General features: G+C 58.9%; 15 protein-coding genes. 9 read left to right on the top strand and 6 right to left on the bottom strand.

Annotated features, from left to right (window positions below):
• Positions 1-19: 19 nt before the first annotated feature.
• The 3 genes from K5E40_RS05120 to K5E40_RS05110 are packed head-to-tail and all read left to right on the top strand — an operon-like array spanning position 20 to position 3,084.
• Positions 20-1,201 carry an amino acid ABC transporter permease gene (locus K5E40_RS05120; RefSeq protein WP_221729934.1) on the top strand — a complete coding sequence of 394 codons (1,182 nt, stop codon included), beginning with the start codon at positions 20-22 and terminating at the stop codon, positions 1,199-1,201.
• A 10-nt stretch (positions 1,202-1,211) separates the two neighbouring features.
• Entirely contained in the window at positions 1,212-2,309 is a 1,098-nt protein-coding gene (locus tag K5E40_RS05115; protein WP_221729933.1) for an amino acid ABC transporter permease, read from the top strand.
• 10 nt (positions 2,310-2,319) lie between these two features.
• Positions 2,320-3,084, top strand: coding sequence for an amino acid ABC transporter ATP-binding protein (locus tag K5E40_RS05110; RefSeq protein WP_221729932.1), 765 nt, complete (start codon positions 2,320-2,322; stop codon positions 3,082-3,084).
• Positions 3,085-3,136: 52 nt separating this feature from the next.
• On the opposite strand, the gene K5E40_RS05105 is transcribed toward K5E40_RS05110, so the two are convergent.
• Positions 3,137-3,622: a type II toxin-antitoxin system MqsA family antitoxin gene (locus K5E40_RS05105; protein ID WP_221729931.1), complete on the bottom strand. Its 486-nt coding sequence runs from the start codon at positions 3,620-3,622 to the stop codon at positions 3,137-3,139.
• Positions 3,619-3,885: a type II toxin-antitoxin system MqsR family toxin gene (locus K5E40_RS05100; protein ID WP_260455534.1), complete on the bottom strand. Its 267-nt coding sequence runs from the start codon at positions 3,883-3,885 to the stop codon at positions 3,619-3,621. Before K5E40_RS05100 ends, K5E40_RS05105 begins: the two co-directional genes overlap by 4 nt.
• A 156-nt stretch (positions 3,886-4,041) precedes the next feature.
• Here K5E40_RS05100 and K5E40_RS05095 point away from each other — a divergent pair, with 156 nt between their 5' ends.
• The 5 genes from K5E40_RS05095 (at position 4,042) to K5E40_RS05075 (ending at position 7,975) form a co-directional block, all read left to right on the top strand.
• Positions 4,042-4,701 carry a FadR/GntR family transcriptional regulator gene (locus tag K5E40_RS05095; RefSeq protein ID WP_221729929.1) on the top strand — a complete coding sequence of 220 codons (660 nt, stop codon included), beginning with the start codon at positions 4,042-4,044 and terminating at the stop codon, positions 4,699-4,701.
• The gene (locus tag K5E40_RS05090; RefSeq protein WP_221729928.1) at positions 4,691-5,995 is read left to right on the top strand and encodes a CynX/NimT family MFS transporter; all 1,305 of its coding nucleotides are present in this window, start codon (positions 4,691-4,693) and stop codon (positions 5,993-5,995) included. Before K5E40_RS05095 ends, K5E40_RS05090 begins: the two co-directional genes overlap by 11 nt.
• A gap of 147 nt (positions 5,996-6,142) precedes the next feature.
• Complete coding sequence (locus tag K5E40_RS05085) at positions 6,143-6,613, top strand: nuclear transport factor 2 family protein (RefSeq protein ID WP_221729927.1); 471 nt, start codon at positions 6,143-6,145, stop codon at positions 6,611-6,613.
• 39 nt (positions 6,614-6,652) lie between these two features.
• Positions 6,653-6,955, top strand: coding sequence for a GIY-YIG nuclease family protein (locus tag K5E40_RS05080; protein WP_221729926.1), 303 nt, complete (start codon positions 6,653-6,655; stop codon positions 6,953-6,955).
• A gap of 84 nt (positions 6,956-7,039) precedes the next feature.
• Positions 7,040-7,975: a glutathione S-transferase family protein gene (locus K5E40_RS05075; RefSeq protein ID WP_221729925.1), complete on the top strand. Its 936-nt coding sequence runs from the start codon at positions 7,040-7,042 to the stop codon at positions 7,973-7,975.
• A gap of 48 nt (positions 7,976-8,023) precedes the next feature.
• Here the strand turns inward: K5E40_RS05075 and K5E40_RS05070 are convergent, their stop codons facing one another.
• Together K5E40_RS05070 and yejK are read right to left on the bottom strand one after the other, a co-directional pair.
• The gene (locus tag K5E40_RS05070) at positions 8,024-8,374 is read right to left on the bottom strand and encodes a glutaredoxin family protein (protein ID WP_221729924.1); all 351 of its coding nucleotides are present in this window, start codon (positions 8,372-8,374) and stop codon (positions 8,024-8,026) included.
• Positions 8,374-9,378: a nucleoid-associated protein YejK gene (gene yejK, locus K5E40_RS05065; protein WP_221729923.1), complete on the bottom strand. Its 1,005-nt coding sequence runs from the start codon at positions 9,376-9,378 to the stop codon at positions 8,374-8,376. The genes K5E40_RS05070 and yejK overlap by 1 nt, the downstream gene beginning before the upstream one ends.
• 396 nt (positions 9,379-9,774) lie before the next feature.
• On the opposite strand from yejK, the gene K5E40_RS05060 reads away from it, so the two are divergent.
• A complete protein-coding gene (locus K5E40_RS05060; protein ID WP_003221909.1) occupies positions 9,775-10,056 on the top strand; it encodes an HU family DNA-binding protein in 282 nt (93 codons plus the stop codon).
• Between the two features lie 202 nt (positions 10,057-10,258).
• On the opposite strand, the gene rlmF is transcribed toward K5E40_RS05060, so the two are convergent.
• Both rlmF and K5E40_RS05050 read right to left on the bottom strand, forming a co-directional pair.
• On the bottom strand, positions 10,259-11,278 hold the full coding sequence (gene rlmF / locus K5E40_RS05055; RefSeq protein ID WP_221729922.1) for a 23S rRNA (adenine(1618)-N(6))-methyltransferase RlmF: 1,020 nt from the start codon (positions 11,276-11,278) through the stop codon (positions 10,259-10,261).
• Positions 11,279-11,532: 254 nt separating this feature from the next.
• The gene (locus tag K5E40_RS05050) at positions 11,533-14,379 is read right to left on the bottom strand and encodes a valine--tRNA ligase (protein ID WP_221729921.1); all 2,847 of its coding nucleotides are present in this window, start codon (positions 14,377-14,379) and stop codon (positions 11,533-11,535) included.
• Positions 14,380-14,456 lie beyond the last annotated feature (77 nt).

Here is a 14,456-nt window from a genome sequence, read left to right as displayed (position 1 = left end):
ATTCTTTGCGGGGCACTTCATGCAAAATTCAATCGGCGCACCAAAGCAGAGGTTCAGCCTCAGCGATCCACGTGTGCGTGCGTGGCTGTTTCAGATCATCACGGTTGTCGCGGTGGTCAGTATGGGTTGGTATCTGTTCGATAACACGCAAACCAACCTTCAACACCGGGGCATTACTTCCGGTTTCAGCTTTCTGGAGCGCAGTGCCGGGTTCGGCATCGCACAACACCTGATCGACTACACAGAATCGGACAGCTATGCCCGAGTCTTTGTCATCGGCCTGCTCAACACCTTGCTGGTGACCATCATCGGCGTGATCCTGGCGACGATCCTCGGCTTCATCGTCGGTGTGTCGCGGCTGTCCAAGAACTGGATCATCAACAAACTGGCGACGGTTTATGTTGAGGTTTTCCGTAACATCCCGCCTCTGCTGCAAATCCTGTTCTGGTACTTCGCGGTGTTCCTGACCATGCCAGGGCCGCGCAACAGTCATAACTTCGGTGACACCTTCTTTGTCAGCAGTCGCGGCTTGAATATGCCTGCGGCGTTGGCGGCGGACGGGTTCTGGCCGTTTGTGGTCAGCGTCGTCGTGGCCATCGTTGCTGTCGTGCTGATGTGCCGCTGGGCCAACAAGCGCTTCGAAGCGACCGGTGTGCCGTTCCACAAGTTCTGGACCGGGGTGGCGCTGTTTGTCGTGATTCCTGCGTTGTGCGCACTGATCTTCGGCGCGCCGCTGCGTTGGGAATTCCCCCACCTGCAAGGTTTCAACTTTGTCGATGGCTGGGTGCTTATTCCTGAGCTGTTGGCCTTGACCCTGGCCCTGACGGTCTACACGGCGGCGTTTATTGCCGAGATCGTGCGTTCGGGTATCGCCTCTGTCAGCCACGGGCAAACCGAAGCGGCGCACTCTCTGGGTTTGCGAAACGGCCCAACCCTGCGCAAGGTGATTATCCCGCAGGCTTTGCGCGTGATCATTCCACCGCTGACCAGCCAATACCTGAACCTGGCGAAGAACTCTTCGCTGGCGGCCGGTATCGGTTATCCGGAAATGGTTTCGCTGTTCGCCGGCACCGTGCTCAACCAGACCGGTCAGGCGATCGAAGTCATTGCCATCACCATGAGCGTGTACCTGGCGATCAGTATCAGCATTTCCCTGCTGATGAACTGGTACAACAAGCGCATTGCGCTGATCGAGCGGTAAGGAAAAGCGCATGAGTACTCATACTTTCAAACCCGACATGCCTCCACCGAGCAGTAGCATCGGTGTGATTGCATGGATGCGCGCGAACATGTTCTCCAGCTGGCTCAACACCCTGCTGACCCTGTTTGCGTTCTATCTGATCTATCTGGTGGTTCCTCCGATTCTCAGTTGGGCGATTCTCGATGCCAACTGGGTCGGCACCACTCGCGCCGATTGCACCAAGGATGGCGCCTGCTGGGTGTTCATTCAGCAGCGCTTTGGCCAGTTCATGTATGGCTATTACCCGACGGCCTTGCGCTGGCGGGTGGATCTGACGGTGTGGCTAGCGGTCATTGGCGCGGCACCGCTGTTCATCTCGCGTTTTCCGCGTAAAGCGGTGTACGGGCTGAGCTTTCTGGTGTTGTACCCGATCATTGCCTACTTTCTGCTGCACGGCGGGCTCTTCGGCCTGACCAACGTCCCGACGCCTAAGTGGGGTGGTCTGATGCTGACGTTGGTGATCGCCACCGTCGGTATTGCCGGTGCGTTGCCGCTGGGGATCATTCTGGCACTGGGTCGTCGTTCGAACATGCCGGCGATTCGTGTGGTCTGCGTGACCTTCATCGAGTTCTGGCGCGGCGTGCCGTTGATCACGGTGCTGTTCATGTCTTCGGTGATGCTGCCGCTGTTCCTGCCCGAAGGCATGAACTTCGACAAGCTGCTGCGGGCGCTGATCGGCGTGATCCTGTTCCAGTCGGCCTACGTCGCTGAAGTGGTGCGCGGCGGTCTGCAAGCGATCCCCAAAGGTCAGTACGAAGCGGCTTCGGCGATGGGACTCGGTTATTGGCGTGCGATGGGCCTGGTGATCCTGCCCCAAGCCCTGAAAATGGTGATTCCCGGCATCGTCAACACCTTCATCGCGCTGTTCAAGGACACCAGCCTTGTGATCATCATCGGCCTCTTTGACCTGCTCAACAGCGTCAAGCAAGCCGCTGCAGATCCAAAATGGCTGGGCATGGCCACCGAAGGCTACGTGTTCGCCGCCCTGGTGTTCTGGATTTTCTGTTTTGGTATGTCGCGCTATTCCATGCATCTGGAACGCAAGCTCGACACTGGCCACAAGCGTTAGGAGTTGTGTAATGACTGAAGCAAGCAAAAAGCCTGTGAGCCCTGAAGGCATCATTCAGATGCAGGGCGTCAACAAGTGGTACGGCCAGTTCCACGTGCTCAAGGACATCAACCTCAACGTCAAGCAGGGCGAGCGTATCGTCCTGTGCGGCCCGTCGGGTTCCGGCAAGTCGACCACCATTCGTTGCCTCAATCGCCTGGAAGAACACCAGCAGGGCCGCATCGTTGTCGATGGCGTGGAGCTGACCAACGACCTCAAGCAGATCGAAGCGATCCGCCGTGAAGTGGGCATGGTGTTCCAGCACTTCAACCTGTTCCCGCACCTGACCATTTTGCAGAACTGCACCTTGGCGCCGATGTGGGTACGCAAGATGCCCAAGCGCAAGGCCGAAGAAATCGCCATGCATTATCTGGAGCGCGTACGCATTCCGGAGCAGGCGCATAAATTTCCGGGGCAACTGTCCGGCGGTCAGCAACAGCGTGTGGCCATTGCCCGGGCGCTGTGCATGAAGCCGAAAATCATGCTGTTCGACGAACCGACCTCGGCGCTCGATCCGGAGATGGTGAAAGAGGTTCTGGACACCATGATCGGGCTCGCTGAAGACGGCATGACCATGCTTTGCGTGACCCATGAAATGGGCTTCGCCCGCACCGTGGCCAATCGCGTGATCTTCATGGACAAGGGCGAGATCGTAGAGCAGGCTGCGCCGAATGACTTCTTCGATAATCCGCAGAATGAGCGGACGAAGTTGTTCTTGAGTCAGATTTTGCATTGATGGTTTGTGCGTAAAAACAACCCGGCCTAGTGCCGGGTTGTTTTTTTGTGGCTCAGGATGCGGCGAGAGGTTCCTGCTCTTTGTGCTCAGTGAACTTGAAAGCGCCTCTCAAATCAGTACCTTGGGCCAAAATTCTCGCATCGGCGAGCAAGTGTGGATAGCGATCCAGCAGGCGCATGAGCAGTATCAATGCTTTCGGTGGAAGTACCTCGCCGCGCTCGTATCGTGAAAAAGCGTTGTGTCCGCCCCCTGAAAGCAATTGCACCGTTTCCTTTTGCGTCAGGTGCAATTTACGACGGATTTTTTTCATTTCGTTACCTACCATTTTTCGACAGGCGATAACGAGTTCATCGCATGCGTCTGAATATCGCTGTCCGCACTCTTTATCCAGTTCGATCTCACCGCACTTCTGGCACTCCCAGCCCGACAAATCGTCGATCCGCCGCTCCATTCCCTTAGCGCGCACGGTTTCGCCTCGACCGTTGAAACGCACCATGCCTTCAGGGGCGCCACAACTGACACACTGTTGCGTGTTCATGAATGGTTCTCCTTGAAAGAGATCACGGGTGGGCGCCTGTCGCAGTGATATGACACCTTGATGTAGATCTCCAAACCATGTGATTGGATGTGATAGACGTCTTGCCAAATACGGTGATCGTCATAAGTCGTCATTGATTTGTAAAACATGCTGCGCTGCAGTTTGAGAACGATTTCTTGCATCTCCTCAAGAGACAGTCCGAGTGCAGTCCCCGTCTTTTTCGCCGTGTGCGTGAATGCCCTCCAGCCGAGTCTCCTGACCAAAACCCTGTCCCTGAAATTACCCTTAAAGGGTAATTTTGACCAATCGAAAATGCCGCTCCATGTGTCTCCGATTGACCCTAGGTGGTTGCCGTCCCACAAGGGTCTGACTAACATGTCAGAAAATTCATCCTATGATTGGATGAAAGGGCGAATCCTATGTCAGATATTTCTCCACTCATCAAACGATCCCTGGTCGATCAGGCCCTGGATCAGCTTCGCCAGCGTATCAACAGCGGCGTCTGGCAGGTCGGCGAGCGTCTGCCCACCGAGCCTGAGCTGTGCGCCGAACTGGGCGTCAGCCGCAACACCGTGCGCGAAGCCATGCGTGTACTGGCGTTTTCCGGGCTGATCGAGATTCGTCAGGGTGACGGCAGTTATTTGCGCGCGGTGGTCGATCCGCTGGATACGCTCAAGGCGCTGTCGCGCTGCTCGCCGGAGCAGGCCCGGGAAACCCGGCACATCCTTGAGGTCGAGGCCATTGGTCTGGCGGCGCTGCGCCGCACCGACGAAGACCTCGTCGCTTTGCGCGAGGCGCTGGGCACCAGCGGCAGCCATTACCACGGCGATCTCGACACCTACATCGCCTGCGACCTGGTGTTCCATCGTCGGCTGGTGGACGCCGCGCACAACCCGACTCTGAGCGAGTTGTATCGCTATTTTTCCAGCATCGTCGGCGCGCAATTGCGCCAGACCCTGAACATCGTCCCGCGTCGTCAGGAGGTGTTCGACCTGCACATCGAGTTGCTCGATGCGGTCGAACAACGCGACCCGGAACGGGCCAAAGCTTTGTCCAGGCAGTTGATCAATGAACCTTGAAACCGAGAAGTCCATGTCCCGCAGTGAGATATCCACAGCCTCCAAGCGCACGGCAGAGCTTGAAGAACTGCTGATCGACGCCGAGGCCGATGACGAGCAGGTGCAACAAAATCACCCCTTGGTACGTCGGCCGTGGCTGTTGCTGATGAGCCTGATTCTGGTCGCGCTGAACCTGCGTCCGGCGCTGTCGAGCATGGCGCCGTTGCTCAGCGATGTTTCCAAAAGCCTCGGGCTGTCGGCGGCGCAGGCGGGTTTGCTGACAACGTTGCCGGTGCTCTGCCTCGGTTTGTTCGCACCGTTGGCGCCGATTCTGGCGCGCCGGTTTGGTGCCGAACGGGTGGTGCTGGGCATTCTGCTGACGCTCGCGGCCGGCATTATCCTGCGCAGCAACTTTGGTGAGATCGGCCTGTTCGCTGGCAGCGTCTTGGGTGGCGCGAGCATCGGCATCATCGGCGTTTTGCTGCCCGGGATCGTCAAACGCGACTTCGCCAAACACGCTGGAACCATGACCGGTGTCTATACCATGGCCTTGTGCCTGGGCGCAGCGATGGCGGCAGGTTCGAGCGTGCCGCTGAGCGAACACTTCGGTCACAGCTGGGCCATGGGCCTGGGCTTCTGGGTGATTCCGGCGCTGGTCGCGGCGGTTTTCTGGTTGCCGCAAGTCGGGCGCAAACACGGTGCGCACAACGTCGCCTACCGCGTGCGTGGTTTGCTGCGTGACCCGCTGGCCTGGCAGGTGACTTTGTACATGGGCCTGCAATCGTCGCTGGCCTACATCGTTTTCGGATGGTTGCCTTCGATCCTCATTGGTCGTGGGCTGACACCGACTCAGGCCGGCCTGGTGCTGTCTGGCTCGGTGATCATCCAGCTCGCCAGTTCGCTGGCCGCGCCGTGGCTGGCGACCCGTGGCAAGGATCAGCGCCTGGCAATCGTGGTGGTGATGGCGCTGACCCTCGGCGGTCTGTTCGGTTGCCTTTATGCGCCGATCGAAGGCCTGTGGGGCTGGGCGATTCTGCTGGGGCTGGGGCAGGGCGGTACGTTCAGTCTGGCTTTGACTTTGATCGTGTTGCGCTCGCGGGATGCTCATGTAGCGGCGAATCTGTCGAGCATGTCCCAGGGCTTCGGCTACACGCTGGCGTCGATGGGGCCGTTCGCGGTCGGTGTGGTGCATGACTTGACCGGTGGCTGGAATGCGCTGGGCTGGATTTTCGGCATCATCGGCTGTGGCGCGATCCTCGCCGGCCTGGGTGCAGGGCGTGCGTTGTATGTGCAGGTCACAAGCGAAAAAATCTGAATGCGCTGATTTCAGATGTGGGAGCGAGCAGGCTCGCTCCCACATAGGTTTTGTGTGCTGCGGGTATTCGGTTTGCGAATGCCGATAGTGTTTGCGCGGTTTGCGGATTATCGTGCTGGCAATCTGTCCATTTTTTGGAGTTTGCCCATGAGTGAAGCCCACGCCGCGCTGATCACCCGGTTCTACCAGGCCTTTCAGAACCTTGATGCCGACGCCATGGCCGCGTGTTACACCGATGACGTCGTGTTCAGCGATCCGGCCTTCGGTGAGCTGCGCGGACGCGATGCCGGCGACATGTGGCGCATGCTCACCACGCGGGCCAAGGACTTCTCCCTGACCTTCGATAATGTCCGCGCCGATGAGCGCAGCGGTGGCGCGCACTGGGTCGCGACCTATCTGTTCAGCCAGACCGGCAATGTCGTGGTCAATGACATCCAGGCGCGCTTCGTGTTCCGCGACGGCAAGATCTGTGAACACCACGATCATTTCGACCTGTGGCGCTGGTCACGTCAGGCCTTGGGTTTCAAAGGCTTGCTCCTGGGCTGGACGCCGCTGGTGAGCAATGCCGTACGTGCTCAGGCCCTTAAGGGACTGAAGGTATTTCAGGCTGGTCGCTGATAAGATTGCGGCCTGTTTCCTACACGCCTTGATCCCGAAGTGACCAGCCTTAGCGAAAAATCTGTCGATGTTGTCGAGCCGGTGAGCAAGTCCTGGTTCGTCTACCTCGTTCGTGCGGCCAACGGTTCGCTGTATTGCGGGATCAGCGATGATCCCGTGCGCCGTTTTGCCAAGCATCAAAGTGGCAAGGGCGCGCGGTTCTTCCTCTCCAGCCCGGCCATGGCCTTGGTCTACACCGAACTTTGCCGAGACAAGAGCGATGCGCTGCGCCAGGAGCGGTTGATCAAAAAACTCAAAAAGAGCGCCAAGGAATGCCTGGTGGCGTCTTATCAATCTGACTGATTGGTTCCTATCAGCCAGATCTGTAGGCTGCCAAGCCAATGCGCGCTAAGCTGCCGACTCACTATCTGAGCGGCGGAGCCGAGCATGCCCGAGTTGATTCTGCATCATTACCCGACCTCACCATTTGCTGAAAAGGCCCGCCTGCTGTTGGGTTTCAAAGGCTTGTCGTGGCGCTCTGTGCATATTTCACCGGTGATGCCCAAGCCGGACCTGACCGCCCTGACCGGTGGTTACCGCAAAACGCCGGTGTTGCAGATCGGTGCCGACATCTACTGCGACACGTCACTGATTGCTCGCCGTTTAGAGCAGGAAAAAGCCTTGCCGGCATTTTTCCCTGAAGGTCAGGAAATGATTACCGCCAGTTTCGCTGCATGGGCGGATTCGGTGGTATTCCAACATGCGGTCAGCCTGGTGTTTCAACCTGAATCGGTAGCGGTGCGTTTCGGCAAACTGCCGCCGGAAGCAATCAAGGCCTTCCTCGCCGACCGCGCCGGGTTGTTCAGCGGTGGCAGTGCTACGCGTTTGTCCACCGAACTGGCCAAACACCAATGGCCGACGATCATGGCACGCCTGGAGCAGCAGTTGCAGCGTGAGCAGGGTGACTATCTGTTTGGTGAGCCATCGATCGCCGACTTCGCTCTGGCGCACTCGATGTGGTTCCTCAAGGCGACGCCTGTCACCGCGCCGCTGGTGGATGAGTATCCGGCTGTGTCTGCGTGGGTGGGCCGCGTATTGGGCTTTGGTCATGGCGCCGCGAGCGAGATGACGGCCGAGGAGGCGCTGGAGGTGGCACGTAGCTCGACGCCGCAAGCGTTGCCGAATGAGCAATTCGAAGATCCGAACGGCTTCAAGGCCGGACAGCAAGTGGCAATTGCCGCGACGGATTACGGGGTTGATCCAGTGGTTGGGGAATTGTTGTTTGCAGGCAGTGAAGAGCTGATCCTTCGTCGCGAAGACCCACGCGGTGGTGTGGTGCATGTGCACTTCCCACGCTTCGGTTTCCGTCTCGAAGCACGCTGATTAATCCGGTCATCTGCAAAACCCGTGGGAGCGCGATAGCTCCCACATTTATTTCAGGGCGGCGAGGATCTCATCCGGATCAAACCCGCGAATCAACGTGCCATTCACGTCGATCAATGGAATCCCGCGTCCGCCCAATGCCTCGTACGCCTTGCGCGCCTCGGCATCCTTCTCGATATCGAATTCCTTGAAAGGAATGCCCTTGCTGTCGAGAAAGCGCTTGGTCTGCTTGCAGTAGCCGCACCAGTCGGTCGCGTATAGCACGACACTGGCCTGCGCGCGGGTCTGCTCGGAAACCATCTGCGACGGATTGAACACCCGCTCGATCTTGCCCCAGTTCTGATAGACCACTACCACGAGCAGTACCAGCGCGACCTTCTTCAGCACATTGGCGAGCATCAGTTGCGGCGCTTCAACTGATCGGTAAGCGACGTCGGCAGGCCTTTGATCACCAAGGTGCCGGCCTCCTCGTCGTATTCGATCTTCGAACCCAGCAGGTGCGCGTCAAAACTGATCGACAGGCCCTCGGCGCGGCCGGTGAAGCGGCGGAATTGATTCAAGGTGCGTTTGTCTGCCGGAATCTCTGGCGAGAGGCCGTAGTCCTTGTTGCGGATGTGATCGTAAAAGGCTTTCGGACGCTCTTCGTCGATCAGTTCGGACAACTCTTCCAGGCCCATCGGTTCGCCGAGCTTGGCCTGGCTGCTGGCGTAATCCACCAATGTCTTGGTTTTCTCCCGGGCGGAATCTTCCGGCAGGTCTTCGCTCTCGACGAAGTCGCTGAACGCCTTGAGCAGAGTGCGGGTTTCGCCCGGGCCATCGACGCCTTCCTGGCAGCCAATGAAGTCGCGGAAGTACTCCGATACCTTCTTGCCGTTTTTACCTTTGATGAACGAGATGTACTGCTTGGACTGTTTGTTGTTCTGCCACTCGGAGACGTTGATCCGCGCCGCCAGGTGCAGTTGACCGAGGTCGAGGTGGCGCGACGGCGTCACGTCCAGCTCATCGGTCACCGCCACGCCTTCGCTGTGGTGCAGCAGGGCGATGGCCAGGTAGTCGGTCATGCCTTGCTGGTAGTGGGCGAACAGCACGTGGCCGCCGACTGACAGGTTGGACTCTTCCATCAGCTTTTGCAGATGCTCGACCGCGACTTTGCTGAACGCGGTGAAGTCATGAGCGCCCTCCATGTATTCCTTCAGCCAGCCGCTGAACGGGAATGCACCGGATTCCGGGTGGAACAGGCCCCAGGCTTTGCCCTGTTTGGCGTTATAGCTCTCGTTGAGGTCGGCGAGCATGTTCTCGATGGCCGCGGACTCAGCCAGTTCAGAGTCACGGGCGTGCAGAACTGCGGGCGTGCCGTCGGGTTTTTTGTCGATCAGGTGGACGATGCAATGACGGATCGGCATGGGCTTCTCGGCTGTTGGAAGGGAGGAGGGCAGGCTCCCCCGAAAAAGCGCCCAGTGTACCGCAACCACTGGTTTTGGCGCGGGTTGAAGGGCAAAACCGGGGGGCTCGAAGGCGCTTATGCAGTTTTTTACCGATTTAGAGCAATAAAGCTGACCAAATGGGTAGCTAGAGGCGGATATTTCCCCGCCTCTGTGCTAGTTTTGCCCGGTCTTACGCGAAGTCACTGCGTTAAGCGTGCATTCAGCATTTGTCAGGTCGAACCAAACCCTGATTTCGGTATCTATAACCCCGACTCGTCGTGGTTATCGCCGAGGGTGCCAGATCCAGAAGATCGGGCTCGATGGCTGACACTGCACTCTGCAATCCATATGAATTTGATAGGGAAGGAACACTACATGGCTCTTACTAAAGACCAACTGATCGCCGACATCGCTGAAGCTATCGACGCGCCGAAAACCACCGCGCGTAACGCTCTGGACCAGCTGGGCCAAATCGTTGCTGATCAGCTGGAAAACGGCGGCGAAATCACCTTGCCAGGTATCGGCAAGCTGAAAGTGACCGAGCGTCCTGCCCGCACTGGCCGTAACCCTTCGACTGGCGCTGCCATCGAAATCCCTGCCAAGAAAGTGATCAAGCTGGTTGTGGCCAAAGGCCTGACCGACGCTGTGAACAAGTAAGACGCAGCGATAAAAAAACCGTGCACCGGAGCAATCCGGGCACGGTTTTTTTGTGTCTGCGATTTGGCGGCGCCACGCAATCCAATGTGGGAGCGAGCCTGCTCGCGAAAGCGCTGTGCCAGTCAATATTGAAGTTAACTGACACGCCGCCTTCGCGAGCAGGCTCGCTCCCACAATTGACCTGCGTCGGTCTATGCAATGTTTAGCGCGTCCAGCGCTCGCGGCGCCAGATCTGCTGCTCGGACTTGGTCTGGAAGGTCCAGGCGACGAAGCGGCTCTGTTTCTGCCCCTGAGACATCTCCACCACCTGGCTTTCCAGCACACCGGCCTTTTTCAGCGCGGTTTCGATGGCGGGCAGGTTCGAGGCTTTCGACACCAGCGTGCTGAACCACAGCACTTTGTGCTGGAAGTTCGCGCTCTCGGCGATCAGTTGCGTCACGAAGCGTGCTTCGCCGCCCTCACACCACAACTCCGCCGACTGGCCGCCGAAGTTCAGCACCGGCAATTTGCGTTTCGGATCAGCGCGGCCCAGCGCACGCCATTTGCGCTCGCTGCCCTTGGTCGCTTCATCCATTGAGGCGTGGAACGGCGGGTTGCACATGGTCAGGTCAAAGCGCTCACCTGGCTCCAGCAGACCAATCAGGATGTGCTTGCGGTTTTCCTGCTGACGCAGTTGGATCACCTTGTTCAGGTCGTTTGACTGAACAATGGCTCTGGCGGCGGCCACGGCGGTCGGGTCGATCTCCGAGCCGAGGAAGTGCCAGCGGTATTCGCTATTGCCGATCAGCGGATAAACGCAGTTGGCGCCCATGCCGATGTCCAGCACGTTGACGATCGCACCGCGCGGCACTTTGCCGTCGTTCATGCTGGCCAGCAGGTCAGCGAGAAAATGCACGTAATCGGCACGGCCCGGCACGGGTGGGCAGAGGTAGTCCGCCGGAATGTCCCAATGCTGGATGCCGTAGAACGACTTGAGCAGCGCCCGGTTGAACACGCGCACCGCATCGGGATTGGCGAAGTCGATGCTTTCCTTGCCGTACGGGTTGATGATCACGAACTTCGCCAGTTCCGGCGTGGTTTTGATCAGCGCCGGGAAGTCGTAACGACCCTGATGGCGATTGCGCGGGTGCAGGCTGGCCTTTTCACGCGGCTCAACGGCTTTGGCCGGGGTCGCGGAGTCAGGCTTCTTGCGCGCAGGTTTGGGGGTGCGAGGGGCGTTCATGGGCGTGGTCGATTCGGGTATGGCTGAAAGTGGCGGCTATTGTCCCACATCGGCTCGGTATTGATGACAAAAGTGCGGACAATGCCGATCAACTGTGGGAGGGGGCTTGCTCCCGAAGGCGGTATGTCAGTCCATAAATAGGTTGGATGTGAAATTGCTTTCGCGAGCAAGACCGCTCCCACAGAGGGGGTATCGTGCTGCAGAAATAAAAAAGGGAGGCCAATGTGGCCTCCCTTTTTCATTGTGATTTGCCGTTACAGGCTGGCAATCCGCGCGTGTTGCTCGGCCAGTTTGCCCAGGGCCTGTTCGGCCTCGGCCAGTTTGGCGCGTTCCTTCTCGATGACTTCGGCCGGGGCCTTGTCGACGAAACCGGCGTTTGACAGCTTGCCGCCAACCCGCTGGACTTCGCCCTGCAGGCGCAGGATTTCCTTGTCCAGGCGCGCCAGTTCAGCAGCCTTGTCGATCAGGCCGGCCATTGGCACCAGCACTTCCATCTCGCCGACCAGTGCGGTGGCGGACAGCGGTGCTTCTTCGCCAGCGGCCAGGACGGTGATCGATTCCAGGCGCGCCAGCTTCTTCAGCAGCGCTTCGTTCTCGGTCAAACGGCGCTGGTCTTCGGCGCTGACGTTCTTCAGGTAGATCGGCAGTGGCTTGCCCGGGCCGATGTTCATTTCGCCGCGGATGTTACGCGTGCCGAGCATCAGTTCCTTGAGCCACTCGATGTCGCTCTCGGCAGCCGGATCGATGCGCTCTTCATTGGCCACTGGCCAAGGTTGCAGCATGATCGTCTTGCCCTGAATACCGGCCAGCGGTGCGATGCGCTGCCAGATTTCTTCAGTGATGAACGGCATGAACGGGTGCGCCAGACGCAGCGCCACTTCCAGTACGCGCACCAGCGTGCGACGGGTGCCGCGCTGACGTTCAACCGGGGCGTTTTCGTCCCACAGCACAGGCTTGGACAATTCCAGATACCAGTCGCAGTACTGGTTCCAGATGAACTCGTACAGCGCTTGCGCGGCGAGGTCGAAACGGAATTGATCCAGTTGGCGGGTGACTTCGGCTTCGGTGCGTTGCAGTTGCGAGATGATCCAGCGATCCGCCAGCGACAGCTCGTAGGCCTCGCCGTTCTGGCCGCAGTCTTCGCCCTTGTCCAGAACATAACGCGCGGCGTTCCAGATCTTGTTGCAGAAGTTGCGATAGCCTTCGACGCGGCCCATGTCGAACTTGATGTCTCGACCGGTCGAGGCCAGCGAGCAGAAGGTGAAGCGCAGGGCGTCGGTGCCATAGCTGGCGATGCCGTCGGCGAACTCGTCGCGGGTCTGCTTCTCGATCTTCTTCGCCAGTTTTGGCTGCATCAGGCCCGAGGTGCGTTTCTGCACCAGCGTTTCCAGGTCGATGCCATCGATGATGTCCAGCGGGTCAAGGACGTTGCCCTTGGACTTGGACATCTTCTGGCCCTGGCCATCACGCACCAGACCATGCACATAAACGGTCTTGAACGGCACTTGCGGCGTGCCGTCCTCGTTCTTCATCAAGTGCATGGTCATCATGATCATCCGGGCAACCCAGAAGAAAATGATGTCGAAGCCCGTCACCAGTACGTCGGTGGAGTGGAATTTCTTCAGGAATTCGGTCTGCTCAGGCCAGCCCAGCGTGGAGAACGTCCACAGACCGGAACTGAACCAGGTGTCGAGCACGTCGTTGTCCTGTTGCAACGCCACGTCCGGGCCAAGGTTGTGCTTGGCGCGCACTTCGGCTTCGTCGCGGCCGACGTAGACCTTGCCCGATTCGTCGTACCAGGCTGGAATGCGGTGGCCCCACCACAGCTGACGGCTGATGCACCAGTCCTGGATGTCGCGCATCCAGGAGAAGTACATGTTTTCGTACTGTTTCGGCACGAACTGGATGCGACCGTCTTCAACGGCAGCAATCGCAGGTTCAGCCAAAGGTTTGGTGGAGACGTACCACTGGTCGGTCAGCCACGGCTCGATGATCGTGCCGGAGCGGTCGCCTTTCGGCACTTTCAGGTTGTGGTCGTCGACGCTGACCAGCAGGCCGGCGGCGTCGAACGCAGCAACGATTTGTTTGCGCGCTTCGAAACGGTCGAGACCGGCGTATTCAGCCGGGATCTTGCCGTCGATGCTGTCGTTCAGCGTGCCGTCGAGGTTGAACACCTGACAGGCCGGCAGTACGGCGGCGTTCTTGTCGAAGATGTTCAGCAGCGGCAGGTTGTGGCGCTTGCCGACTTCGTAGTCGTTGAAATCGTGAGCCGGGGTGATTTTCACGCAACCGGTGCCGAATTCAGGGTCGCAGTAATCGTCGGCGATGATCGGGATACGGCGGCCAACCAGTGGCAGCTCGACAAACTTGCCGATCAGGGCTTTGTAGCGTTCGTCGTTCGGGTTTACGGCCACGGCGGAGTCGCCGAGCATGGTTTCCGGACGGGTGGTCGCGACGATCAGGAAATCGTTGCCTTCAGCGGTTTTCGCGCCGTCGGCCAGCGGGTACTTGAGGTTCCACAGGAAACCTTTCTCGTCGTGGTTTTCCACTTCGAGGTCGGAAATCGCCGTGTGCAGCTTGGTATCCCAGTTGACCAGACGCTTGCCACGATAGATCAAGCCGTCTTCGTGCAGGCGTACGAAGGCTTCTTTAACGGCTTCCGAGAGGCCGTCATCCATGGTGAAGCGCTCACGGCTCCAGTCCACGGATGAACCGAGGCGGCGGATCTGACGGCTGATGTTGCCGCCCGACTGATCCTTCCACTCCCAGACTTTCTCGAGGAATTTGTCCCGGCCCAGATCGTGGCGATTCTGGCCCTGGGCTTCAAGTTGACGCTCCACCAGCATCTGCGTGGCGATACCGGCGTGGTCGGTGCCCGGCTGCCACAGGGTGTTGCGACCCTGCATGCGGCGGAAACGGATCAGGGCGTCCATGATCGCGTTGTTGAAACCGTGCCCCATGTGCAGGCTGCCGGTGACGTTCGGCGGCGGGATCATGATGGTGTAGGAATCGCCCGCGCCTTGCGGTGCGAAATAGTTCTCGGACTCCCAGGTGTTGTACCAGGAAGTTTCAATGGCGTGCGGCTGGTAGGTCTTATCCATGCGCGGCGGGACCCTATTGGCATTTATTCAGGAAAAGCCGGGAAGTATAGCGGGGCATGGGGCCGAGGGCGAGCGGG

It is taken from the genome of Pseudomonas baetica, from assembly GCF_019733355.1.
In the GTDB taxonomy this organism is placed as follows: domain Bacteria; phylum Pseudomonadota; class Gammaproteobacteria; order Pseudomonadales; family Pseudomonadaceae; genus Aquipseudomonas; species Aquipseudomonas baetica_A.
The sequence above is the reverse complement of the archived record's forward strand: the minus strand, read 5'-3'. Positions and strand labels throughout refer to the sequence as shown.

Coding starts and splice junctions, on each gene's coding strand:
- K5E40_RS05095 (WP_221729929.1), top strand. CDS start 4,042: ATGTCAGATATTTCTCCACTCATCAAACGATCCCTGGTCGATCAGGCC.
- K5E40_RS05090 (WP_221729928.1), top strand. CDS start 4,691: ATGAACCTTGAAACCGAGAAGTCCATGTCCCGCAGTGAGATATCCACA.
- K5E40_RS05120 (WP_221729934.1), top strand. CDS start 20: ATGCAAAATTCAATCGGCGCACCAAAGCAGAGGTTCAGCCTCAGCGAT.
- K5E40_RS05060 (WP_003221909.1), top strand. CDS start 9,775: ATGGCTCTTACTAAAGACCAACTGATCGCCGACATCGCTGAAGCTATC.
- K5E40_RS05115 (WP_221729933.1), top strand. CDS start 1,212: ATGAGTACTCATACTTTCAAACCCGACATGCCTCCACCGAGCAGTAGC.
- rlmF (WP_221729922.1), bottom strand. CDS start 11,278: ATGAACGCCCCTCGCACCCCCAAACCTGCGCGCAAGAAGCCTGACTCC.
- K5E40_RS05070 (WP_221729924.1), bottom strand. CDS start 8,374: ATGCTCGCCAATGTGCTGAAGAAGGTCGCGCTGGTACTGCTCGTGGTA.
- K5E40_RS05105 (WP_221729931.1), bottom strand. CDS start 3,622: ATGAACACGCAACAGTGTGTCAGTTGTGGCGCCCCTGAAGGCATGGTG.
- K5E40_RS05050 (WP_221729921.1), bottom strand. CDS start 14,379: ATGGATAAGACCTACCAGCCGCACGCCATTGAAACTTCCTGGTACAAC.
- yejK (WP_221729923.1), bottom strand. CDS start 9,378: ATGCCGATCCGTCATTGCATCGTCCACCTGATCGACAAAAAACCCGAC.
- K5E40_RS05085 (WP_221729927.1), top strand. CDS start 6,143: ATGAGTGAAGCCCACGCCGCGCTGATCACCCGGTTCTACCAGGCCTTT.
- K5E40_RS05110 (WP_221729932.1), top strand. CDS start 2,320: ATGACTGAAGCAAGCAAAAAGCCTGTGAGCCCTGAAGGCATCATTCAG.
- K5E40_RS05075 (WP_221729925.1), top strand. CDS start 7,040: ATGCCCGAGTTGATTCTGCATCATTACCCGACCTCACCATTTGCTGAA.